The organism is Streptomyces puniciscabiei (assembly GCF_006715785.1).
In the GTDB taxonomy this organism is placed as follows: Bacteria; Actinomycetota; Actinomycetes; order Streptomycetales; family Streptomycetaceae; genus Streptomyces; species Streptomyces puniciscabiei.
In genome coordinates this window covers 1,249,101-1,273,167 of record NZ_VFNX01000001.1, presented here as the reverse complement: position 1 = coordinate 1,273,167, position 24,067 = coordinate 1,249,101, and the positions used below count along the sequence as shown (strand labels likewise).

Below are 24,067 nucleotides of genomic sequence, written 5' to 3'. Positions count from 1 at the left end.
GCTGGCCCGGTCGTTGCGGTCGGTCTGCGGGAGCTGAGCCGCGAGGGGCCGGTCCCGTCGCGGCACCGGCCCCTCGCCGCCGTCACTGCGCCACCGGCAACCGCGCGCCGTCCCGCAGGAACAACGGGATCCGGTCCAGCGGCGCGTCCACCGTCACGGCCGCACCGCCCTCGTACGACTCACCCGTCCAGGCGTCCGTCCAGCGGGCGCCCGCCGGGAGGTAGGCCGTCCGGGCCGTCGCGCCGGCCGTCAGCACCGGGGCGACCAGGAGGTCCCGGCCGAAGAGGTAGGCGTCGTCCACCGCCCAGGCCGCCTGGTCGTCGGGGAACTCCAGGAACAGCGGGCGCATCACCGGCAGCCCCTCCTCGTGGGCCTCCCGCATGACGGTCAGGACGTACGGCCGCAGACGCTCGCGCAGGCGCAGGTACTTCTCCAGGATCGCGCCGGCCTCCTCGCCGTACGACCACACCTCGTTCGGGCCGCCCGTCATCTCCGGGCCGAGCGGCATGCCCGGGTCGCGGAAGCCGTGCAGCCGCATCAGCGGGGACAGCGCGCCGAACTGGAACCAGCGGACCATCACCTCGCGGTACGCCGGGTCGTCCGGGTCGCCGCCGTGGAAGCCGCCGATGTCGGTGTTCCACCAGGGGATGCCGGACAGCGCGGTGTTGAGGCCGGCCGCGAGCTGGCGGCGCAGGGTGGCGAAGTCGGTGCCGATGTCACCGGACCACAGGGCCGCGCCGTAGCGCTGACTGCCCGCCCACGCCGAGCGGTTGAGGGTGATGACCTCCTCACCCCGGGCGCGCAGGCCCTCGTGGAAGGTGCGGGCGTGCTCACGCGGGTAGAGGTTGCCGACCTCCAGGCCCGGGCCCGCCCAGTAGCGCAGGTTCTCCGGGAATCCCGGCTTCAGTTCCGGCTCGCAGGCGTCCAGCCAGAAGGCCGTGATGCCGTACGGGACAAGGTAGTTGTCGCGGACCTTCGACCATACGAACGCCCGCGCCTCGGGGTTCGTGGCGTCGTAGAACGCCACCTGGACGGTGGAGTCGACCCCCTTGTCGGGCCAGTCCGCGTGCGCCATCGGGCCGTACTGGGTGCCGATGAAATAGCCGCGCTGCTCCATGAGCTGGTGGTTCTCGCTCAGCGGCGACACCGAGGGCCACACGGACACCACCAGCTTGACGCCCAGCTCCTGAAGCTCGCGGACCATCGCCGCCGGGTCCGGCCACTCCTTCGGGTCGAACCGCCACTCGCCGAGGTGGGTCCAGTGGAAGAAGTCGCACACGATCGCCGACAGGGGCAGGCCCCGGCGCTTGTACTCCCGGGCGACGCCGAGGAGTTCGTCCTGGGTGCGGTAGCGCAGCTTGCACTGCCAGAAGCCGGCCGCCCACTCCGGCAGCATCGGCGCACGTCCGGTCACCGCGCTGTAGGCACGCTGCCCGTCGGCCGGGGTGCCCGCCGTGATCCAGTAGTCGATCTGCCGGGCGGAGTCCGCGACCCAGCGGGTGCCGTTGCCCGCCAGCTCCACCCGGCCGATCGCCGGGTTGTTCCACAGCAGGGTGTACCCGCGGCTGGACACCAGCACCGGGACGCTCACCTCTGTGTTGCGCTGCACCAGGTCCAGCACCAGGCCCTTCTGGTCGAGCCGCCCGTGCTGGTGCTGCCCGAGGCCGTACAGCTTCTCGCCCTCGTAGGCGGCGAACCGCTGCTCCAGCCGGTGGTGGCCGCCTCCGACCGCCGTGTAGAGCCGCGACCCGGGCCACCAGAAGTGCGCCCGCTCCTCGGCGAGCAGTTCCGTACGGTCCTCGGTGCGCAGGAAGCGGACGAGGCCCTCGGCGCTCACCTCGACGGTCAGCGCGCCGACCGTCAGCCGCGCCTCGCCGTCACCGATCTCGACCCGGGCGTCCTCGGCGGGCGGGGTGTCGAGGAGGGCGCCCGGAAGCCCCTGAAGCACCGGGCCGCCGAGCCGGGCGCGCACCCGGACCGCGTCCGGACCCCACGGCTCGATCCGCACCGTCTCCTGGCGGCCGCTCCACTCCAGCGCCGCGTCCCGCTCGTGGAAGGTGCCGGCGGTGGGGGAGGACTGGGCGAGCGAGACCTTGGGCTGCGTGACGGCAGGCTGATTCACTGCGTGCTCCTGAAGGAGGGCGGGACTTCGGACAAGGCAGGCAGAGGCATGCCCCGGTCGCGCCGGGGCACGGGAAGGTACGTCAGGACGCGGCCGGTGCCGGTCCCGAACTCGCGCGTACCGTCAGCTCGGGCGCGATCAGCACGAGTTCGTCGCCGTCCCGACCGTCCAGCTTGGCCACCAGATGCTGGACCGCGTACCGGCCCATCTCCTGCGCCGGGACGGCGACCGAGGTCAGCCGCACCGAGGCCTGCACGGCGACCTGGTCGGGGCAGATCGCGACGACGGACACGTCCTCCGGCACGGCCCGGCCCTGCTGGCGCAGCAGCGCGAGCAGCGGCTCCACCGCCGACTCGTTCTGCACCACGAATCCGGTCGTCGCCGGGCGCTCGTCGAGGATCCGGGCCAGGGTCAGGGCCATCGCGTCGTAGCCGCCGTCGCACGGGCGGTGCAGCACCCGTACGCCCGTCTCGCGCGCCCGGGTACGCAGCCCGTCGAGGGTGCGCTCGGCGAAGCCGGTGTGCCGCTCGTAGACGGCCGGGGCCTCGCCGATGACAGCGATGTCACGGTGACCGAGCCCCGCCAGGTGCTCCACGCACAGCGCGCCGGTCGCCGCCCAGTCCAGGTCGACGCAGGTCAGGCCGTCCGTGTCGGCGGGCAGCCCGATGAGTACCGAGGGCTGGTCGGTCCGCCTGAGCAGCGGCAGCCGCTCGTCCTCCAGCTCGACGTCCATCAGGATCATCGCGTCGGCGAGACCGCTGCCGGTCACCCGGCGCACGGCGTCGGGTCCCTCCTCTCCGGTGAGCAGCAGGACGTCGTAGCCATGGGTGCGGGCGGTGGTGGCCACCGCGATGGCGATCTCCATCATCACCGGCACGTACATGTCGGTGCGCAGCGGGATCATCAGCGCGATGATGTTCGACCGCTTGCCGGCCAGGGCACGGGCGCCGGCGTTGGGGTGGTAGCCGAGTTCCCGGATGCTCTGCTCGACCCGCTGCCGGGTGGTCGCGGAGATGGACCGCTTGCCGCTGAGGACATAGCTCACCGTGCTCGCCGAGACTCCGGCGTGCTGGGCGACCTCGGCGAGGGTGACCATCCGTGCTCCAAGCTTTGTGAAGCGCTTCGACTGGCGCGCGCTGCTGACGGGGGCGAGTGAGGGGTGAGAGCGACACTAGCTTCAGCGGGGCCGGGGTGTCCATAGGGTGTCGAAGCGCTTCGACAGATTTTCCCGCGGTCCCCGCGAAGTCCGTTCATGGCCGATATCCCGAACGCGCCACCGAGCAGCAGTACACACCGCCCCGCCGGGCTTCGGCAGTCCTTTCGGCCGTTCGGACGCGCGAGGGGTGGTGGGGTCGGCCCGTTTCGGGTACCAACGATCCAGTAGCACTGGTCGGTAGCGAACGGCCCGCAATCATCCCTCTTCGCGGCGAGGTGAGCCTCATGTCCGCCCCCACTCAGTCACGCACCACCGTCACCGAACGCGAGGCACGCCAGGTGGCGGAGGCCGCCCGGCAGCAGGACTGGCACAAGCCAAGCTTCGCCAAGGAACTGTTCCTCGGGCGCTTCCGGCTCGACCTCATCCACCCCCACCCGCTCCCGGACCCCGACAGCGTCCAGCGCGGCGAGGAGTTCCTCGCCAAGCTGCGCGCGTTCTGCGAGTCCACGATCGACTCCGCCCGCATCGAGCGCGAGGCCCGCATCCCCGACGAGGTCGTGACCGGGCTGAAGGAGCTCGGCGCCCTCGGCATGAAGATCGACCCCAAGTACGGCGGTCTCGGCCTCACCCAGCTCTACTACAACAAGGCCCTCGCACTGGTCGGCTCCGCGAGCCCCGCCGTCGGCGCGCTGCTCTCCGCCCACCAGTCGATCGGCGTACCCCAGCCGCTGAAGCTCTTCGGCACCCAGGAGCAGAAGGACACCTTCCTGCCCCGCTGCGCCCGCACCGACATCTCCGCCTTCCTGCTCACCGAGCCGGACGTCGGCTCCGACCCGGCGCGCCTCGCCACCACGGCCGTACCGGACGGGGACGACTACGTCCTCGACGGGGTGAAACTGTGGACCACCAACGGGGTGGTCGCCGACCTGCTCGTGGTCATGGCGCGGGTGCCGAAGTCCGAGGGGCACAAGGGCGGCATCACCGCGTTCGTGGTCGAGGCGACCAGCGAGGGCATCACCGTCGAGAACCGCAACGCCTTCATGGGGCTGCGCGGCATCGAGAACGGCGTCACCCGCTTCCATCAGGTGCGGGTCACGGCCGCCAACCGGATCGGCCCCGAGGGCGCGGGCCTGAAGATCGCCCTGACCACTCTGAACACCGGCCGGCTGTCGCTGCCCGCGATGTGCGCGGGAGCCGGGAAGTGGTGCCTGAAGATCGCCCGCGAGTGGTCGGCGGAGCGCGAGCAGTGGGGCAAGCCGGTGGCGCTGCACGAGGCCGTCGGATCCAAGATCAGCTACATCGCGGCCACCACCTTCGCCCTGGAGGCCGTCCTCGACCTGTCCTCCCAGATGGCCGACGAGGACCGCAACGACATCCGCATCGAGGCCGCCCTCGCCAAGCTCTACGGCTCCGAGACGGCCTGGAGGATGGCCGACGAACTGGTCCAGATCCGGGGCGGCCGCGGCTACGAGACCGCCGAGTCCCTGAGGGCGCGCGGCGAGCGGGCGGTCCCGGCCGAGCAGATCCTGCGCGACCTGCGCATCAACCGCATCTTCGAGGGCTCGACGGAGATCATGCACCTGCTGATCGCCCGCGAGGCCGTCGATGCCCACCTGTCGGTCGCCGGTGACCTCATCGACCCCGACAAATCCCTGTCCGACAAGGCGAAGGCGGGCGCGAACGCGGGCGTGTTCTACGCCAAGTGGCTGCCGAAACTGGTCGCCGGGCCCGGTCAACTGCCCATGGCCTACAGTGAGTTCAAGCACGAGGTCGACCTGTCCGGGCATCTGCGCTACGTCGAGCGCGCCGCCCGCAAACTGGCCCGCTCCACCTTCTACGCCATGTCCCGCTGGCAGGGCCGGATGGAGACCAAGCAGGGCTTCCTCGGGCGGATCGTGGACATCGGCGCCGAGCTGTTCGCGATGAGCGCGGCCTGCGTCCGGGCCGAGCTGCTGCGCAGCCGGGACGAACACGGCCGCGAGGCCTACCAGCTGGCCGACGCCTTCTGCCGGCAGGCCCGCATCCGCGTCGAGGAGCTCTTCGACCGGCTGTGGACCAACACCGACGCTGTCGACCGCACGGTGGTCAAGGGCGTGCTGGGCGGTGCCTACACCTGGCTGGAGGAAGGCGTCGTCGACCCGTCCGGGGACGGTCCGTGGATCGCCGACGCGACCCCCGGACCCTCCGCGCGGGAGAGCGAGCGCCGCCCCTTCGGGGACTGAGCCGCCCTCCCGCCGGCCGACCGGGCGCCTGGGGTCAGTTGCCCCAGGTGCCCTGGTTCACGGCGCAGGTCCAGCCCGAGCCGTGCAGGGTGAACTTCAGCTGGTAGCTGCGGGTGTTGAGCAGGTGCGTGGGGATCCTCATGCCCAGGCTCGCCTTGCCCTTGAACGTGCCCGTGTAGACGGACACCGAGGTGGACGAGTTGTGGGTGATCCTGCCGCCGGTGGGCTTGGCCTTGCCGAAGCGGAGGTTCTTGACGTTCGTGACGCTGAACGTGACCTTCTTGAAGCTCGTGGCCGTCTTGCTCTTGATGCCGAAGTACAGGCCCCCGTTCGTGACCCAGCCGTGCGAGTCGATGTAGAAGCGGCTCGGGTACACGATGTCGATCGGGCAGCCGGTGCTCTGCGGAGCCCGGGTGGCGGCGGCCGCGCCCCCGGCGAAAGCGAGCTGAGTGGCTGCCAGGACACCGGCGGTGGCCAGCGCAGCCGCGGTCGTACGCATGCGGTTCAAGGTGATGTTCCTCCCCCTGTGAATGCGCCCCCATCAAGGGGCGCCACGGGAAGGATGCCATCAACGACGGGCCGGTTGCGTGCGATTTCAGAAGTATGATCTTCATTACGCCTTCACAACGGGAAATCCGCTCATCGGCGACGAAACCCTCCGAGGCACCCGCCCGGGGGACGCCCTGTCCGGACGGCCACCGCATGCGGCAACAATGGGGGGATGACCGACAGCCACGCCCATCCGGCACCCCTCGCCGATCCGCACCTCGTCTACGACCCCCTCGCGGGCGACAGCCCCAAGGACGTGGTGATCCTCGGCTCCACCGGATCCATCGGCACCCAGGCCATCGACCTCGTGCTGCGCCACCCCGACCGGTTCCGGGTCACCGCCCTGTCCGCGAACGGCGGCCGCATCGCCCTCCTCGCCGAGCAGGCGCACCGGCTGCGGGTGCGGACCGTCGCGGTCGCCCGCGAGGACGCCGTACCGGCCCTGCGCGAGGCGCTCGCCGCCGAGTACGGCCCCGGCGAGCCGCTGCCCGAGATCCTCGCCGGACCGGACGCGGCCACCCAGGTCGCCGCCTCCGGCTGTCACACCGTGCTGAACGGCATCACCGGCTCCATCGGCCTCGCGCCCACCCTCGCCGCCCTGGAGGCCGGCCGCACCCTCGCACTCGCCAACAAGGAGTCCCTGATCGTCGGCGGCCCGCTGGTCAAGGCGCTCGCCAAACCGGGGCAGATCATCCCGGTCGACTCCGAGCACGCCGCCCTCTTCCAGGCCCTGGCGGCAGGAACGCGGGCCGACGTCCGCAAGCTCGTGGTGACGGCCTCCGGCGGCCCCTTCCGCGGCCGTACCAAGCAGGAGCTGGCGCACGTCACCGTCGAGGACGCCCTCGCCCACCCCACCTGGGCCATGGGACCGGTGATCACGATCAACTCCGCGACCCTCGTCAACAAGGGTCTGGAGGTCATCGAGGCACACCTGCTCTACGACATTCCCTTCGACCGCATTGAGGTGGTCGTGCATCCCCAGTCGTATGTCCACTCGATGGTCGAGTTCACCGACGGATCCACGATCGCCCAGGCGACGCCCCCCGACATGCGCGGGCCCATCGCCATCGGTCTGGGCTGGCCCGAACGCGTCCCCGACGCCGCGCCCGCCTTCGACTGGAGCAAGGCCTCCACCTGGGAGTTCTTCCCGCTGGACAACGAGGCCTTCCCCTCGGTGAACCTCGCCCGGCACGTGGGGCAGCTCGCGGGCACGGCCCCGGCGGTGTTCAATGCGGCCAACGAGGAGTGCGTCGAGGCCTTCCGCAGCGGCGCTCTGCCCTTCAACGGCATCATGGAGACCGTCACCCGGGTGGTCGAGGAGCACGGCACCCCGGTCACGGGAACTTCACTCACCGTGTCGGACGTCCTCGAAGCGGAGACCTGGGCCCGTGCCCGGGCCCGTGAACTCACCGGCACGAAGGCGACCGCGGAGGCGCGTGCATGACGACCTTGATGTTCATCCTCGGCATACTGGTCTTCGCGGTCGGCCTGCTCGTCTCCATCGCGTGGCACGAACTGGGGCATCTGTCCACGGCCAAGCTCTTCGGCATCCGCGTGCCCCAGTACATGGTCGGCTTCGGCCCGACCGTCTGGTCGCGGAAGAAGGGCGAGACCGAGTACGGCATCAAGGCCGTCCCGCTCGGCGGCTACATCCGCATGATCGGCATGTTCCCGCCCGACGACCGGGGCCGCGTCTCCGCCCGCTCCACCTCCCCGTGGCGCGGCATGATCGAGGACGCCCGCTCGGCGGCCTTCGAGGAGCTCCGGCCAGGCGACGAGACGCGCATGTTCTACACGCGCAAGCCGTGGAAACGCGTCATCGTCATGTTCGCGGGCCCGTTCATGAACCTGATCCTCGCGATCGCCCTGTTCTTCACGGTCCTGATGGGCTTCGGCATCCAGCAGCAGACGACCACGGTCGCCTCGGTCTCGCCCTGCGTCATCGCGGAGAGCGAGCACCGCGACAGCTGCAAGAAGTCCGACCCGGCGTCCCCGGCCGAGGCCGCCGGCATGAAGAAGCGCGACAAGATCGTCTCCTTCGACGGCCGACCGACCAAGGACTGGAACACCCTGTCGGACCTGATCCGGGACAGCGCCGGCAAGACCGTCCCCATCGTCGTCCAGCGCGACGGCAAGCAGGTCACCCTGCACGCCACCATCGCCACCAACCAGGTCGCCAAGAAGGACTCCAGCGGCCAGTACGTCCAGGGCAAGTACGTCAAGGCCGGCTTCCTCGGCTTCAGCGCCGCCACCGGCGTCGTCCACCAGGACTTCGGCCAGTCCGTGACCTGGATGACCGACCGGGTCGGCGACGCCGTCGACTCCCTCGCCGCACTGCCCGCCAAGATCCCGGCCCTGTGGGACGCGGCCTTCGGCAACGCCCCGCGCCAGCCGGACTCCCCGGTGGGCATCGTCGGCGCGGCCCGCATCACCGGCGACATCGCCACCCTCGACATCCCCGCCTCCCAGCAGGTGGCGATGTTCGTGATGCTCCTCGCCGGCTTCAACCTCTCCCTGTTCCTGTTCAACATGCTCCCGCTCCTCCCGCTCGACGGCGGCCACATCGCGGGCGCCCTGTGGGAGTCCCTCCGCAGGAACGTCGCGCGCGTGCTGCGCCGGCCGGACCCGGGTCCGTTCGACGTGGCGAAGCTGATGCCGGTGGCGTATGTGGTGGCGGGGATCTTTGTCTGTTTTACCGTTCTCGTCCTGATCGCGGATGTCGTTAACCCAGTCCGGATCAGCTAGGAGCCGGTCGATTTCTGTCACGATGTTCACAGGGTGCGCCCTTCACTCGTGTAACTCACACGGGTGAAGGGCGCGACTTTTTCGTACGATGCGGAAGCGGACTTCGTACGTTCTTGCTGTTCATGGGTGACCCCAGCGGTGCGCCAACACCCTGGGGTCTGGCCAGTCTGGAAGGGACTGACATGCAGCAAGTTACTGCGCCGCGCGCAGATGACAAGGCCAAGGACACGGAGATCGTTGCTGTCGCCGCATACATGCGGGTCTCCACTGCGGAACAGAAGGGGAAGTACGGAATTCCGGCCCAGGCGCAGGCCATTCGTGCGTTCGCGGGAGAGCGGTCGTCATGGCGTCTGGTGGGGGCTCGTGAGGACATGGGTGAGTCGGGCTCGACGGACTCGCGTCCTGGTCTGAAGGCACTCCTTGGTGACATCTCCACGGGGCAGGTGGATGTTGTCCTCGTGCATCGCCTCGACCGTCTGGGGCGAACGGAGGCGGCCATCTGGCGTTGCATCTGGCAGATCGAGGATGCCGGAGCGCGGGTTGAGTGCTGTGCCGAGCCCCTGGGTGAACCCGGTCTCGAATGGTGGCTCACGGTAGACCGACTTGCACGGGAGGTGGAGGCCGACTACCGGCGAATCGTCAGCCGTACACAGTCCGGTCGGCAATTGAAGGCGGTCGATGGCGGATGGCCAGGCGGTCCGCCTCCCTTCGGCTACATGATCAGCGGGAAGGGCGCCTTCGGCTCGACTCTCGAAGTGGATCCGGGCGAGGCGGAGGTGGTGAGGCTTCTGGCTGACCTCGTGATCGAGGGCGGACGCACCCTCTCGGGACTCGCGGAGGAACTGAACAGCCGCGGAATTCCCACCCGGAACGGTAAGCGCTGGACAGCGGTGAACCTTTACCGACGATTGCAGGGCGCGGCATTTGCCGGAGAGGCGGTCTTTCGCCGTTCTGATCGGCAATGGGGCGGCCACTGCACCAGGCTCGGCGGTGACGGACGTCCCTTGCACGGTGAGACCGTGGTGATCCCGCTCCCTCCGATTCTCCCGGCACACCGGGTCCGCGCCTTTAAGGAGGCATTGGCTGCGCTGACCCGTCAGCGCCGGAACCCCATCCAGGCCTACGCGCTCACCGGGCGAATCCGTGGTCAGTGCGGGCGTCCCTACGTCGGGTGTTTCCGTAGTAAGGACGAGATCCGTACATATCGCTGCTCAGGATGGAACGCAGCTGACCCCTGCAGCTGCGTCTTTCTTCCCGCTGATCGCGTGGAGGAACAGGTGGCACGACACGTCAATGACTTGCTCGCTTCGATGCCGGTGCAGAGCAGGCCGACGTTATCGGCTTCTTCGCGGGCGCAGGCGCAGCTGATGCGGCATCTTGAACGGGTGGCCTCGCTGGAGCGAATCGTCGCGCAGTGCGCCGAGGAGCTTGGTGATCTTAGGCACCAGGCACAGCACAACCGTGTCATCGTGGCTGCGATGCGCCAGCTCGAAGCGGAGCAGAGGGTCTTGGAACGGATCCTGGCCCACGCGCGGGACTGGCTGAGCGAGCTGGAGAACCTGCGCGACGGGGACGCCCGGCGCAGGGCTGTCCTGGAGGCAGCCGCTCCGGACATTCGGTCGCTCTCGCCCTCCGAGCAGCGCCGGCTGATCGAGTTGGTCGGTGTACGCGTGGACATCGTGGACCCGGAGTTCCGGTATCGGGAGGGGAGGAAGTGCTTGACTATTCAGTGGCATGAGCGCACAGGGACGCCTGTTCCTCCCGATCCCACAGGCAGCCAGTGGGTCCGGATCGAGGATTTGCTCCGTTCCAGGTACGGGGCGCACCACTTTCGCTCAGCTCTGGATCTGCGAGCAGCCCTCACGGGGATGCTGCACCGCCTGCGTACCGGCATCCTTTGGCGCGACCTTCCAGACCGGTTCGGTGTCCCAGAAAAGGTCCGCTGGAGGCAGCGCACATGGTTGGCGGACGGCGTGTGGCGGGAGATCGTGAAGCTCCTCGATGAGGAGGGGGTGGGCACACCGGTCTTGAGCTACGCGGCAGGGCCGGAACTGGCCATCCGTACGGCGCTCGACGTTGAAGATCCCCCGAGTGCGCAAGACGGTCCGGCCGTGGTTAACCCGGTGAACATCTCGTAGCCGTACGACGTTCTCGGCGGCCCGGAACCCTGGGCTCCGGGCCGCCTTCCATCGAGTGGGTTTGGCGGGTGGGATGTGCTCGCGCCAAGGGCCGTGCCGTAATCTCGAAGCCTGGAGCCCGCCCGACGACGGGACCGGACCTTGATCCACGACTTGGGGTTGCACAGCAGATGACTGCGATTTCTCTCGGCATGCCGTCCGTTCCGACCAAGCTCGCCGAGCGCCGGAAGAGCCGGCAGATCCAGGTCGGAAGCGTGGCGGTCGGCGGAGACGCGCCCGTCTCGGTCCAGTCGATGACGACGACCCGTACGTCCGACGTGGGCGCCACCCTCCAGCAGATCGCCGAGCTGACGGCGTCCGGCTGCCAGATCGTCCGTGTGGCCTGCCCCACGCAGGACGACGCCGACGCCCTGGCGACCATCGCGAAGAAGTCCCAGATCCCGGTGATCGCGGACATCCACTTCCAGCCCAAGTACGTCTTCGCCGCCATCGAGGCCGGCTGTGCCGCGGTCCGCGTCAACCCCGGCAACATCAAGCAGTTCGACGACAAAGTCAAGGAGATCGCCAAGGCCGCCAAGGACCACGGCACCCCGATCCGCATCGGCGTCAACGCCGGCTCCCTGGACAGGCGCCTCCTGCAGAAGTACGGCAAGGCGACCCCCGAGGCCCTGGTGGAGTCGGCCCTGTGGGAGGCGTCCCTCTTCGAGGAGCACGACTTCCGGGACATCAAGATCTCCGTCAAGCACAACGACCCGGTCGTCATGATCGAGGCGTACAAGCAGCTCGCGGCCCAGTGTGACTACCCGCTGCACCTCGGCGTGACGGAGGCCGGCCCGGCCTTCCAGGGCACGATCAAGTCGGCGGTGGCGTTCGGCGCGCTGCTCTCCCAGGGCATCGGCGACACGATCCGCGTCTCCCTGTCGGCCCCGCCCGTCGAAGAGGTCAAGGTCGGCCTCCAGATCCTGCAGTCGCTGGGCCTGCGCCAGCGTGGCCTGGAGATCGTCTCCTGCCCGTCCTGCGGCCGCGCCCAGGTCGACGTCTACAAGCTCGCGGAGGAGGTCACGGCCGGTCTGACCGGCATGGAGGTCCCGCTGCGCGTGGCCGTCATGGGCTGCGTGGTGAACGGCCCCGGCGAGGCCCGCGAGGCCGACCTCGGCGTCGCCTCCGGCAACGGCAAGGGCCAGATCTTCGTCAAGGGCGAGGTCATCAAGACCGTCCCCGAGTCCAAGATCGTGGAGACCCTCATCGAGGAGGCCATGAAGCTGGCCGAGAAGATGCAGGACGAGGGCGTGGAGTCGGGCGAGCCGTCGGTGTCGGTGGCCGGCTGATCTTTTCGGCTTTCGTGAGCCCCGTCACCGCTGGGTGGCGGGGCTCAGACGTACCTCCGCCCAGACGCACTTGCCGGGCTGTCACGGCATGACGCCCCACTTGTCGGCGAGCGCCCCGACCAGCAGCAGCCCGCCCGGACTCGCCGGCCGGGACCCGCAGCTCGGGCAGCCGCTCGGTACGGGTGTCGGAGACCTCCAGACGCAGGGTGCCGGCCGACTCGGTGAGCCGGAGATGGAAGTCCCGTCCGGGTACGTGACCGTGCCGGACGGCGTTCGCGACGAGTTCGGCGGCGATCATTGTGACGGCTTCGTTGGCGGGGCCGGCGTAGGGGTGCCCCCACTCGTCCAGCGAGACGAGCCGCCGGGCGAGGCGGGCGCCGCGTGGGGTGGAGGTGAAGCGCATGGCGAATTCGCGGGTGGAGATTTCCGACTTCATGCTGCTTACACTTTCGCACGCTCAGTAACGTTGAACAGCGGCTGCACCTTGACCAACTCGCGTTGTACGAGGGTGGGGTGCCGCTGTCGGCGTGCGCCCCGTGACTGACGGCGGCGCGAGGGTATTGGGGGTGTACGTGAGCGAGGAAGTACAGGCAGAACCTGAAGCACCGGAGACGGAGGGGGATTCCGGGGCGGATTCGGTGGTCCCGCTCCTCTTCGGGCGGCTGTTGAAGCGGCTGCGGACACAAGCCGGCATGGAACGCGCCGACCTCGGTTCCCGTACCGGCTACTCGGCGGCGACCATCGCGTCGTTCGAGCAGGGCAGGCGCATTCCACCGGCGCGGTTCATCATGCGGGCCGACGAGGTGCTGGGCGCGCAGGGGGTGCTGGTCGATTTCATCGAGGAGATGGAGAGGGCGCAGTATCCGGCGTTCTTCCAGGATGCGGCGGCGCTGGAGAAGAAGGCTGTCGCGTTGCACTTCTTCGCCGTGCAAGGCGTTCCCGGTCTGCTGCAGACGGAGGATTACGCGCGTGCGGTGTTCACCATGTGGCGGCCGCCCCTGGACGAGGAGACGATCGAGCAGCGGGTGGCGGCGCGGCTGGCCCGGCAGGAGATCTTCGCCCAGAAACCGGCACCCACGGTGACCTTCGTGATGGAGGAGGCTGTCGTGCGCAGGCGACTGGGTGGATTGGCTGTGTGGCGTGGCCAGTTGGAGCACATCCTGCTTGTCGGCCAGCGGCGTAACGTGGAGATCCAGGTGATGCCGGACGATCGCGAGGAGCACGCCTCCCTCAACGGTCCGTTCACCTTGATCGAGACGACGAAAGGACGCAGGATCGCCTACGTACCGGCGTACAAGGCCAGTCGCCTCTTCGCTGACCGCTCGACGGTCAGGGAAGTGGAGGAGCAGTACAGCCTCCTGCGGGCCCAGGCTCTGACGCCGCGAGAATCGCTGGCCTTCGTAGAGAAGTTGTTGGGAGCGGCATGAACGCCGAAGAGACGTCCGAACTGGTGTGGTTCAAGAGCAGCTACAGCAGTGGCGATGGCGGCGAGTGCGTGGAAGTCGCCACCAGCCCCACCACCATCCACGTACGGGACTCCAAGCAGAACCCCGCCACGGCCCCCACCCTCGCCCTGCCCCCCGCGGCCTGGCAGGCGTTCCTCGGGCTTATGCAATCCTGAACGGATCTTTACTGCCCCTTGGTGCCGCTCCCGATTGCGAACTCGTCTTGATACATAGGGCTTTCGGGCTGATGTACAGGCTGACGGGGAGGGACGCGGCACCATGGGTGACCAGGGCGGCAGCGGCGGCGACGGCAAGATACTCGACATCAAGATCGCCGATCTGAAGCAGACGGCTCCGCATTTCCAGACGTACAGCCAGGATCTCACCAAGGCGCTGAACAAGCTCAAGACGGCGCTCGCGGCGGCCGGTTCGCCGTGGGGTGACGACAAGCAGGGCAAGGAGTTCCACAAGTCCTACGGCCCGAACGTCACGAAGATCGAGCATGCGGCGGACATCCTCGCCCAGGGCCTGGCCAGCATCCATGAGGCGATGAGCGACATGGCGGACGGCCACATCGACAACGAGCAGCTCGTCCGCTCGATGTTCAGCCGGATCCATGTGCAGGGCCACGGCCAGGGCGGGGGCCAGTCCAAGTGAGCGCGGCCGACAAGGCGAAGCAGATCGTCAAGGACATGACCGGCATGTGGTGGCCGGCGGCCGACGAGGACGGTCTGCGGGATGCCGCCAAGGCCTGGCGGACCTTCGCCGACGACATCGAGGACGTGCTGTCCGCGGCGAACAAGACGGCGCGGCACATCATCGAGGACAACAAGGGCGAGGCGATCTCGGCCTTCGACGACCCGTACTGGCGCCGTTATTACTACGACGGGCACGGCTGGCTGAAGGACATGGCCGACGCCGCCCGGGACATGGCCAAGGCGCTGGACAAGTACGCCGACATCGTGCACAAGGCGGTCAAGCGCCTGGAACACGAGCTGGAGATCGTCGGCGCAACGATCGTCGCGGGCACCGCGCTGGCCATCTTCACGGCCGGTATCTCCGAGGGCGCGGCGGCCGCGGCCACGGCGGGCATCGTGGAACTGGCCGGGACGCTGGGCATCGAGGTCTCCACCGAGATCGCCACGATCGCGGGTACCACGCTGGCCACGGCCGCGATCGGCGGCGTGGAGTCGGTGACCGTGGACCTGGCGGTCAGCCAGCCGGTCGCCATCGCCACCGGCGAGAGCAAGGGCTTCAGCCTGGACGAGGCCAGCGACGCGGCGACGTCCGGGATGGTGTTCGGCGGCATGTTCGGCGGGGCCGGAGCCATGGCCAAGGTGGCCGGCGAGGCGGGCGGCTTCGGCGCCCTCTTCGACGGCATCTCCATCCCCGGCGCCCGGGCGCTGCCCAGCGAACTCGACGGGCTGGGTGACGTGGCGGCTGGGGATGCCCGCAGTACCGCCCGCGAGGCCGCTAGCAAGGACCCCGACGGCGCGGCCGAACCAGCGCCGCGAAAGGTCGAGACGGACCCCAGCGACCCGATCGACCTGGTCACCGGCAAGATGTATCTGCCACAGACTGACATCACTCTGCCCGGCGCGCTGCCCCTGGTCTTCACCCGCCGTGTGGAGTCCGGCTACCGCTTGGGCCGTTGGTTCGGCCCCTCCTGGTCCTCCACTGTCGATCAGCACCTGGCAATCGATGCCGAGGGCGTCATCTTCGTCACCGAGGACGGCCTCCTCCTCACTTATCCCCACCCGCAACCGGGCGTCCCCACCCTGCCCACTCACGGCAGCTTCCGCTGGCCCCTGGCCCGCACGGACGAGGGCTACACGATCACTGCCCCGGACACCGGCCGCACCTGGCACTTCGCCGACAGGGAAGCGGGCCGGGCGGCGATCGAGCAAATCGACGACCGCAACGGCAACTGGCTCACCTTCGAGTACGACGCTGAAGGCGCACCACTCGCGATCGCCTCCTCCGGCGGCTACCGACTCAAGGTCACCACGGCCGACGGCCGGGTCACCGCTCTCCACCTGGTGGGCGCTGCCCCGGGCGGCCGTGACCAGGAGATCAAGCGGTACCGCTACGACACCGCAGGCCACCTCACCGAGGTCGTCAACTCCAGCGGTCTCTCCCTCCGTTTCGGCTACGACGAGCGTGGCCGGGTCACCTCCTGGACCGACTCCAACGACCGCTCCTACGCCTACGAGTACGACGACCAGGACCGCTGCACAGCAGAGAGTGGCTCACACGGGCACATGGCTCTGCGCCTGTCGTACGACGACACCGACTCGACGACCGGCCACCGCATCACCACCACGGTGACCGGCGAAGGCCACACCCGCCGCTACCACATCGACGAGTACGGCCACGTCGTTGCCGAGACCGACCCGTTGGGCGCGGTAACCCGTTTCGAGCGTGACCGGCGTGGCCGTTTGCTCGCCCGTGTCGATGCGCTCGGTCACACGACCACCTACCGCTATGACACCGAAGGCAATCTGATCTCCGTCGTCCGCCCGGACGGCCGCGAGGCTCGGGCCGCCTATGACGATCACGGCCTTGTCGTGAAGGTGACCGGCACGGACGGCGCCACCCACCGCCAGGAGTACGACGAGCACGGCAATCGTACGGCCATTGTCCGTCCCGATGGCCGGACCACGACTTTCGCCTATGACGACGCGGGCCGCCTCACGGCGGTCACGGATCCGGCCGGCGACGTCACAACCGTCCACTGTAACCCAGCCGGTCTGCCCGTCGAGATCACCGATCCGCTCGGCGCGACGACCACCTACGTCCGGGACGCCTTCGGTCGTCCCGTGACCATCACCGATCCGACCGGGGCGACCACGCGCCTGGAATGGACCGTCGAAGGCAATCTGGCCCGGCATGTCGCCCCTGACGGCAGTACCGAGTCGTGGACTTACGACGGCGAGGGCAACTGCACCAGCCACACCGACGCTGTCGGTGGCGTCACCCGCTTCGAGTACACCCACTTCGACCTGCTCACCGCCCGCACCACCCCCGATGGCGCCCGCTACACCTTCGATCATGACACCGAGCTGCGCCTCACCAAGGTCACCGACCCACAGGGCCTGACCTGGAGTTACACCTATGACGCGGCCAGCCGTCTCATGGCCGAGACCGACTTCGACCAGCGCACCCTCACCTACTCGTATGATGCCGCCGGACGGCTCACCTCCCGCACGAACACGCTCGGGCAGACGGTGACGTTCGACCGCAACGAGCTCGGCCAGATCATCCGCAAGGACGCCGACGGCCAAGTCACGACCTTCGCTTACGACCTGACCGACGAACTCGCGCGCGCCACCGGTCCCGACGGCGCCGAGCTGACGATCCTGCGCGACCAGTACGGCCGGATCCGCTCGGAAACCGTGTGCAACCGGGAGCTGCGGTACACCTACGACGCGTTGCGGCGTCGCACCGGGCGCATCACTCCGACCGGCGTCAGCACCAGCTGGTCCTACGACGCGGCGGGCCGCCGCACCGACCTGGTCACCTCCGGCCGAACCATCCACCTCGTCCACGACGCGGCCGGTCGCGAACTGGCTCGCCACATCGGCCAACGGATCAGTCTGCTCAACACCTTCGATTCCGGGGGCCGCCTCGCCACGCAGTCCGTGACCGATGCGGTCGGCCGCACGATCCAGCACCGGGCATACACCTATCGCGCGGACGGCAATGTCACCGCCATCGAGGACCAACTGGGCGGCACCCACCGCTTCGAACTGGACGCGATCGGCCGGGTCACTGCCGTGCGGGCCGGGACGTGGACCGAGACGTACGCCTACGACTCAGCGGGCAACCAAGCCCTCGCCCTCTGGCCGATCAGCCACCCGGGTCATGAGGCGACCGGTGAGCGCGGCTACACGGGCACCCGCATCACCCGTGCGGGCAACGTCCGCTACGAGCACGACGCCCTCGGTCGCGTCATCCTGCGCCAGAAGACCCGGCTGTCCCGCAAGCCCGACACATGGCGTTACGAATGGGACGCCGAAGACCGTCTCGTCTCCGTCATCACCCCTGACGGAACCTGCTGGCGCTACACCTACGACCCTCTCGGCCGCCGCACGGCCAAACTCCGCTACGCCGACGACGGGCGGACGGTGCTGGAACGCACCGATTTCACGTGGGACGGCACCACACTGTGTGAACAGACCACACGCAGCCACGACTTGACGCACCAGGTCACCCTTACCTGGGACCACCAGGGTCTCCATCCCGTTGCCCAGACCGAGCGCATCACCTCCATAGACGCCCCGCAGCAGGAGATCGACTCCCGCTTCTTCGCCATCGTCACCGATCTCGTGGGTACCCCCAGCGAGCTCGTCGACGAACAGGGGCACGTCGCCTGGCGCACCCGCAGGACACTCTGGGGCACCACGGCCTGGAACACCGATGCCACTGGCTACACGCCGCTCCGCTTCCCCGGGCAGTACTACGACCCCGAGACCGGCCTCCACTACAACTACTTCCGTCACTACGATCCCGAGGTCGCCCGGTACGTCACCCCGGACCCGCTCGGCCTGGCACCTGCTCCCAACCCCCATACGTACGTCCCTCACCCGCATACCTGGAGCGACCCGCTGGGGCTCTCCCCGAACTACCAGGTGGGCCAGACCCTGGGCGACACGTCAAAGCTCACCGGGTGGATCCCCGCCGACGTGCCGGAGGAGTCGAAGGCAGTTCTGCGTGACATACGCGAGTACGGTGTCGAAGCGCAGGGCGCCGGCCCTCAGCGCATGGGGCCGTCCCTTCCGAAGCCGTTCGAGAACAGTGGAAAGAATGGCGGCTACAAACTCCCCGAGTTCGACAGTCAGGGGAAACCGATCAAATACACGGAATGGGGAACCGTGCAGTCAATCGACAATCCGAACTGGGGTGGCGAGAGAATCGTTACAGGTTCCGACGGCTCCGCCTACTACACTCCGACCCATTATCAGACCTACATCGTCATGGAGACCGGCCGATGAATGAAAGATTCTGGTGGACGCGGGAGGAAGCCGAAGTTCGCGTCACGTCGACCGACTCCTTGATTCCTGCGAGCCGGGCCCTTCCGCCCACCGGCCTGATCTACTCCGCCCGAATGCAGGGCCAGGAGATGCGCGATGCCGACGGAGTGTTCACCCAGTTCTACGAAGCGCTGCGGCTCCCGAGCTATTTCGGCTGGAACTGGAACGCGTTGCGGGACTGCTTGCAAGATCTTCACTGGCTTGCTGCCACGCACTTCCTCCTGGTCATCGACGACGCCGAAGCGGTACTCTCCGAAGAACCTGAAGAACGCGAAATCCTATGGCGTGCACTGAATGACTCCGTGACGTTCTGGGCGGGAAAACCGGAACTCCCGGGACAGGAAAAATCCAGCTTCGACGTCGTACTGCTGTGCCCGTCCGACATTCACGAAACGCTGCGCGCCGAACTTCTGCGCCCGTAGATGCCTCCTGCTCCGCCGCTTCATCGTGGGCGATGCGATCCCGTTCGTGCAGGAGATCGGTCCACAGGCAGGTCGCATAACGGGAATGCAGGGTCGTACTGGCACACCTTCCACGCACCTAGGAGAAACAGGTGCACCCCAACTATTCGATACTACTTGCACACTTTCCCCTGGGGAATCAGCAGACTGGATTGGGGTAAACTCCCGAACCTCCCCATTCCCTTCGGTGACGGCGATTCTCGGCCGAAGTGGGTCGACAGATTCTCCGATACTCCACTTGGTCGCCATGACTTCATCATGGTTGCCTACGCACCGGGGCAAGTTGGTCCTGCCGGCAGGAGGGACGAGGGCCTGGCCGACCTCGACACACTGTATGCCGGCTCGCCCGGAGCTCGATATTTCTGCGGTGCCGACATCAGCGACGACGCCCGTCCAACGCGCAGTAAGCCTGCCTGCAGAGAAAGTCGGTTTTACCGGTGCCACAGGGGATCCGCTCGCCTACACACCCAGGCCCGCCCGTCTGATGCGCACGCCCGCTGATTCGGAAGAATGTACTGATCCTTGAGAAGGGGAAAACGATACATTCGAGGCGTGCGGCCTGAACAGGTTTCCTCACTCTGCCTGGGAGGGCATCGACTGGGCGGCGGCCGCCTTCCTGGACCAGGAGTTCACCTCTGGAGAACGCGACGCGCACCACGTCACCGACATCCCTCTTGGTTGTTTTCTGGGGCAACGCCGTTGTTCCGACCGTCGCACTGCCTGCGGAAGAGGTGAAGAGTTCTTGACTCGCGGCTGCGCGCCCTGGACGGCGCCGTCGCGTGCCGGACGGAAGCCGCCGGGGCAGCAGAAGCCCACCTCCCTGGACGTCGTCCTGCTGGGCCGTTCTCACCCAGAAGCGCTCCGCAAAAGCTCGGGGTAAAGTTCCGGGACCAGCAGAACCCCAGGGTGAGGCCCCGCACGTGTTGACCCAGACCACCTCACGGGTGCTCGAACCGAGCGACCTTGACGCCGCGCTCGCCGTCCTCGACCGCGAGCCGGTCGCGAACGCCTTCGTGACCTCCCGGGTCCAGGTCGCCGGCCTCGACCCCTGGCGGCTCGGCGGCGAGATGTGGGGCTGGTACGAGGACGGCATGCTCACGTCCCTGTGCTACGCGGGCGCCAACCTGGTCCCGGTCTGCGCCACCCCGCGCGCCGTCCGCGCCTTCGCGGACCGGGCGAGAAGGGCCGGCCGGCGCTGCTCCTCCATCGTCGGCCCCGCCGGATCCACCGCCGCGCTGTGGCGCCTGCTGGAACCCCACTGGGGCCCCGCCCGCGAGGTCCGCCCCCACCAGCCCCTGATGGTCACCGACCGGATGCCCGCCGACATCGCCCCGGACCCGTACGTCCGCCGCGTCCGCAAGGACGAGATGGAGACGATCATGCCGGCCTGCGTGTCGATGTTCACCGAGGAGGTGGGTGTATCGCCGCTGGCGGGTGACGGCGGGCTGCTGTACCAGGCCCGGGTCGCCGAACTCGTCGGCTCCGGCCGCTCCTTCGCCCGCCTCGACGAGCACGGCAGGGTCGTCTTCAAGGCGGAGATCGGCGCGGCGACCAGCCAGGCCTGCCAGATCCAGGGCGTCTGGGTGGCCCCCGAGTACCGGGGGAGGGGCCTGGCGGCCCCCGGCATGGCGGCGGTCCTGCGCTACGCCCTCGCCGACGTGGCCCCGGTCGTCAGCCTGTACGTCAACGACTTCAACACGGCGGCGCGGCGGACCTACCGCAGGGTGGGCTTCCAGGAGGTGGGCGCTTTCATGAGCGTCCTGTTCTGAACCCGCTGTACGCTCCCGGGCATGGACCTCGTGATCGGCTCCCTGGACCTCGCTGCCCGCGTCGACGAGGCCCTGGCCGTCCAGGCCGTAGCCTTCGGGCTGGGCCCCGACGAGGTCGCCGTACGCCGGCAGATCGTCCAGCGCCACATGCAGTTCCCGGGCGCGCGGGCCCTCGGCGCGAGCGTCGGCGGGCACCTCGTCGGCTTCGTCTATGGCATGCCGAACTCCCGCACCCACTGGTGGTCCACCGTCGTGGAGCCGTACCTGCGCGCGGCCGGCAACGACTTCTGGCTGGACGACTCCTTCGTGATCACGGAGCTGCACGTCCACCCCGACCACCAGAACCGGGGCATCGGCCGCCGCCTGATCACCACCATCACGGACTCCGCCACCGAACCCCGCTCGATCCTCTCCGCGATCGACACCGACAGCCCCGCCCGGGGCCTGTACTTCTCCCTCGGGTACGTCGACCTCGCCCGCCAGGTCCACTTCCCGAGCGCGCCGCGGCCGTACGCCGTGATGGGCGCCCCGCTTCCCCTCCGCAGGCGCTAACCGATTTCCGCCCGCACAGGCGGCCCGGCTAACCTCCTATGCCATCACCTAATACCCGGCAGGAGTACGAGAGCCATGGCGAACGCACCGGTCCAGCGCATGTCCCAGTTGATGGCGAAGACGCTGCGCGACGACCCGGCGGATGCCGAGGTCCTCAGCCACAAGCTCCTCGTCCGCGCCGGCTACGTCCGCCGCACCGCCGCCGGCATCTGGAGCTGGCTGCCCCTCGGCAAGAAGGTCCTCTCCAACGTGGAGCGGATCGTGCGCGAGGAGATGGACGCCATCGGCGCCCAGGAGGTGCTGCTCCCCGCCCTCCTGCCCCGGGAGCCGTACGAGGCGACCGGCCGCTGGGACGAGTACGGCCAGGAGCTGTTCCGGCTCAAGGACCGCAAGGGCGGCGACTACCTCCTCGGCCCCACCCACGAGGAGATCTTCACCCTCCTGGTCAAGGACCAGTGCACGTCCTACAAGGACCTGCCGGTGATCCTCTACCAGATCCAGACCAAGTTCCGTGACGAGGCCCGGCCCCGGGCCGGCATCCTGCGCGGCCGTGAGTTCCAGATGAAGGACTCCTACTCCTTCGATCTGGCGGACGACGGCCTCGCCCAGTCCTACGCCCTGCACCGCGAGGCCTACCAGCGCATCTTCGAGCGCCTCGGCCTCGACTACCGCATCTGCGCGGCCACCGCCGGCGCGATGGGCGGCTCGAAGTCGGAGGAGTTCCTGGCCCCGGCCGAGGCCGGCGAGGACACCTTCGCGGACTGCCCGAACTGCGACTTCGCCGCCAACACCGAGGCGATCACGTACGCGCTCCAGCCGGTGGACGGCTCGGCCCTCCCCGCCCTGGAGGAGATCCCGACCCCCGACACCCCGACCATCGAGACCCTGGCCGCCTCCCTCGGCGTCCCGGCCTCCGCCACGCTGAAGAACCTGCTGGTGAAGGTGGACGGCGAGATCGTCGCCGTCGGCGTCCCCGGCGACCGCGAGGTCGACCTGGGCAAGGTCGAGGCGCACTTCGCCCCGGCCGTGGTCGAGATGGTCACCGAGGCGGACTTCGCCGGCCGTCCCGACCTGGTCCGCGGCTACGTCGGCCCGCAGGGCCTCGGTGAGAAGGTCAAGTACATCGCCGACCCGCGCGTGGCCCCCGGCACCTCCTGGATCACCGGCGCCAACAAGGAGCACACCCACGCCAGGAACGTCGTCGCCGGCCGTGACTTCGAGGTCGACGAGTACGTGGACGTGGTCGTGGTCCAGGAGGGCGACCCCTGCCCGAAGTGCGGCACCGGCCTGAAGCTGGACCGCGCCATCGAGATCGGGCACATCTTCCAGCTCGGCCGGAAGTACACCGACGCCCTCAAGCTCGACGTCCTCGGCCAGAACGGCAAGCCGGTCCGCGTCACCATGGGCTCCTACGGCATCGGCGTCTCCCGCGCGGTCGCGGCCATCGCCGAGCAGAGCGCCGACGACAAGGGCCTGGTGTGGCCCAAGGAGATCGCCCCGGCCGACGTGCATGTGGTCGCCGCCGGCAAGGCCCTGCAGACCGAGCTGGCCCTCGAGGTCTCCGAGAAGCTGCGCGCCGCCGGCCTCCGTGTCCTCGTCGACGACCGGGCCGGTGTCTCCCCGGGCGTGAAGTTCACCGACGCGGAGCTGATCGGCGTCCCGCAGATCCTGGTCGCCGGCCGCCGCTCCGGCGAGGGCGTCCTGGAGCTGAAGGACCGCAAGACCGGCGAGCGCGAGGAACTGACGGTCGAGGAAGCGATCGCCCGCCTCACGGCCTGACGACGGTGAGGGCGGCGGTCACGCGCGTGAGCGCCGCCACTCCTGCCGGGAGAGCGTCCAGTACTCCCGGCTTCTGAAGGTGACGGAGAAGACGGTGCCGTAGCGGGCGCGTGCCTCGGCGAGGGTGGTGCCGCCGGGCTCCAGAGCGCACCGCCCGTCCGGGGCGGGCGAGGGACACGGCGTGGGGTCCTGGACGCGCCACGCCGGGTCCCACGGGTCGTCCCACTCGACGGTGAACGACGGATCGTTGAGCTCCGGCTCGGACAGGCGCAGCCCGTCGGCCTGCCGACCCTTGTCCCGCTGGTACTCCAGGGCGTACCGGAGCCCGCCGACCCCGCCGGTGTCCGGGCCCCCGCCCGTCAGGCCGCCCCAGTCGCCGAGGTGCGCCCGGCCGATGTCCCTAAGCGTCGACGTCACCCCACGGGGCGCGCCGTAGTAGGCGATGGCGTCCATCCGGCAGTGCACCACGTCGGGGTCCTCGGACTGGTCGAAGAGATCGGGCTGGCGCGGGCCGAAGCAGAAGTCGCTGAACCGCAGCAGGACGGGTTCCAGTGAGGGAAGCGCGGCGAAGGCCTTCGCCCGCTCACGAACGGCCCGTTCCGCCGCTGCCCGCTGGTGCCGCGCCGCCGACGACATCGCCAGACGGTGGCGTTCGCCGGCATCCGGCTGCGCGGCGGAGCAGCCCGCCACCAGCAGCCCGGCCAGCGCCGTGAGCATCCCCCTGCGCCATGTTGTCCGCATGCGGCGACTCTGCCCGGCACCCGGCCC

18 protein-coding genes are annotated in these 24,067 nt (G+C 68.9%); 13 read left to right on the top strand and 5 right to left on the bottom strand.

Translation table 11 applies throughout. The annotated features are described in order from the left end of the window. Positions 1-82: 82 nt before the first annotated feature. Complete coding sequence (locus tag FB563_RS05610) at positions 83-2,122, bottom strand: glycoside hydrolase family 31 protein (RefSeq protein WP_055705322.1); 2,040 nt, start codon at positions 2,120-2,122, stop codon at positions 83-85. An 82-nt stretch (positions 2,123-2,204) separates the two neighbouring features. Next, positions 2,205-3,218, bottom strand: a complete 1,014-nt coding sequence (locus tag FB563_RS05605) for a LacI family DNA-binding transcriptional regulator (protein WP_055705323.1) — start codon at positions 3,216-3,218, stop codon at positions 2,205-2,207. A 344-nt stretch (positions 3,219-3,562) separates the two neighbouring features. On the opposite strand from FB563_RS05605, the gene FB563_RS05600 reads away from it, so the two are divergent. After that, complete coding sequence (locus FB563_RS05600; RefSeq protein WP_055705324.1) at positions 3,563-5,500, top strand: acyl-CoA dehydrogenase family protein; 1,938 nt, start codon at positions 3,563-3,565, stop codon at positions 5,498-5,500. A 34-nt stretch (positions 5,501-5,534) separates the two neighbouring features. Here the strand turns inward: FB563_RS05600 and FB563_RS05595 are convergent, their stop codons facing one another. After that, positions 5,535-5,999 (bottom strand): hypothetical protein, encoded by a 465-nt coding sequence (locus FB563_RS05595; protein ID WP_234357663.1) that lies wholly within the window; start codon positions 5,997-5,999, stop codon positions 5,535-5,537. 222 nt (positions 6,000-6,221) lie between these two features. Between FB563_RS05595 and dxr the strand changes: the two genes are divergently transcribed. From dxr to ispG, 4 genes are all read left to right on the top strand, one after another. Continuing rightward, positions 6,222-7,493, top strand: coding sequence for a 1-deoxy-D-xylulose-5-phosphate reductoisomerase (gene dxr / locus FB563_RS05590; protein ID WP_055705326.1), 1,272 nt, complete (start codon positions 6,222-6,224; stop codon positions 7,491-7,493). Next, positions 7,490-8,794 (top strand): M50 family metallopeptidase, encoded by a 1,305-nt coding sequence (locus FB563_RS05585; protein WP_055705327.1) that lies wholly within the window; start codon positions 7,490-7,492, stop codon positions 8,792-8,794. The genes dxr and FB563_RS05585 overlap by 4 nt, the downstream gene beginning before the upstream one ends. 122 nt (positions 8,795-8,916) lie before the next feature. After that, complete coding sequence (locus tag FB563_RS05580; RefSeq protein ID WP_142218514.1) at positions 8,917-10,932, top strand: recombinase family protein; 2,016 nt, start codon at positions 8,917-8,919, stop codon at positions 10,930-10,932. 170 nt (positions 10,933-11,102) lie between these two features. Next, positions 11,103-12,260, top strand: a complete 1,158-nt coding sequence (gene ispG / locus FB563_RS05575; RefSeq protein WP_055705329.1) for a flavodoxin-dependent (E)-4-hydroxy-3-methylbut-2-enyl-diphosphate synthase — start codon at positions 11,103-11,105, stop codon at positions 12,258-12,260. Here ispG and FB563_RS45420 read toward each other — a convergent pair. Further along, positions 12,175-12,558, bottom strand: coding sequence for an ATP-binding protein (locus tag FB563_RS45420; RefSeq protein ID WP_425281740.1), 384 nt, complete (start codon positions 12,556-12,558; stop codon positions 12,175-12,177). The two genes, ispG and FB563_RS45420, sit on opposite strands and share 86 nt — an antisense overlap. Before the next feature lie 274 nt (positions 12,559-12,832). Here FB563_RS45420 and FB563_RS05565 point away from each other — a divergent pair, with 274 nt between their 5' ends. The 8 genes from FB563_RS05565 (at position 12,833) to FB563_RS05530 (ending at position 23,299) form a co-directional block, all read left to right on the top strand. Then, positions 12,833-13,687, top strand: coding sequence for a helix-turn-helix domain-containing protein (locus tag FB563_RS05565; RefSeq protein WP_055705330.1), 855 nt, complete (start codon positions 12,833-12,835; stop codon positions 13,685-13,687). After that, positions 13,684-13,881 carry a DUF397 domain-containing protein gene (locus tag FB563_RS05560; RefSeq protein ID WP_142218513.1) on the top strand — a complete coding sequence of 66 codons (198 nt, stop codon included), beginning with the start codon at positions 13,684-13,686 and terminating at the stop codon, positions 13,879-13,881. Before FB563_RS05565 ends, FB563_RS05560 begins: the two co-directional genes overlap by 4 nt. 103 nt (positions 13,882-13,984) lie before the next feature. Beyond that, entirely contained in the window at positions 13,985-14,362 is a 378-nt protein-coding gene (locus FB563_RS05555; protein WP_055705331.1) for a WXG100 family type VII secretion target, read from the top strand. Beyond that, complete coding sequence (locus tag FB563_RS05550) at positions 14,359-18,699, top strand: DUF6531 domain-containing protein (RefSeq protein WP_234357665.1); 4,341 nt, start codon at positions 14,359-14,361, stop codon at positions 18,697-18,699. Before FB563_RS05555 ends, FB563_RS05550 begins: the two co-directional genes overlap by 4 nt. Next, on the top strand, positions 18,696-19,160 hold the full coding sequence (locus tag FB563_RS05545; protein ID WP_055705332.1) for a barstar family protein: 465 nt from the start codon (positions 18,696-18,698) through the stop codon (positions 19,158-19,160). The genes FB563_RS05550 and FB563_RS05545 overlap by 4 nt, the downstream gene beginning before the upstream one ends. Before the next feature lie 959 nt (positions 19,161-20,119). Beyond that, positions 20,120-20,968, top strand: coding sequence for a GNAT family N-acetyltransferase (locus tag FB563_RS05540; protein WP_142218512.1), 849 nt, complete (start codon positions 20,120-20,122; stop codon positions 20,966-20,968). 21 nt (positions 20,969-20,989) lie between these two features. Continuing rightward, entirely contained in the window at positions 20,990-21,520 is a 531-nt protein-coding gene (locus tag FB563_RS45165; protein ID WP_055709270.1) for a GNAT family N-acetyltransferase, read from the top strand. 75 nt (positions 21,521-21,595) lie between these two features. Beyond that, a complete protein-coding gene (locus tag FB563_RS05530) occupies positions 21,596-23,299 on the top strand; it encodes a proline--tRNA ligase (RefSeq protein ID WP_055709269.1) in 1,704 nt (567 codons plus the stop codon). 18 nt (positions 23,300-23,317) lie between these two features. Here the strand turns inward: FB563_RS05530 and FB563_RS05525 are convergent, their stop codons facing one another. Continuing rightward, a complete protein-coding gene (locus FB563_RS05525) occupies positions 23,318-24,040 on the bottom strand; it encodes a hypothetical protein (RefSeq protein WP_142218511.1) in 723 nt (240 codons plus the stop codon). Positions 24,041-24,067: the final 27 nt, after the last annotated feature.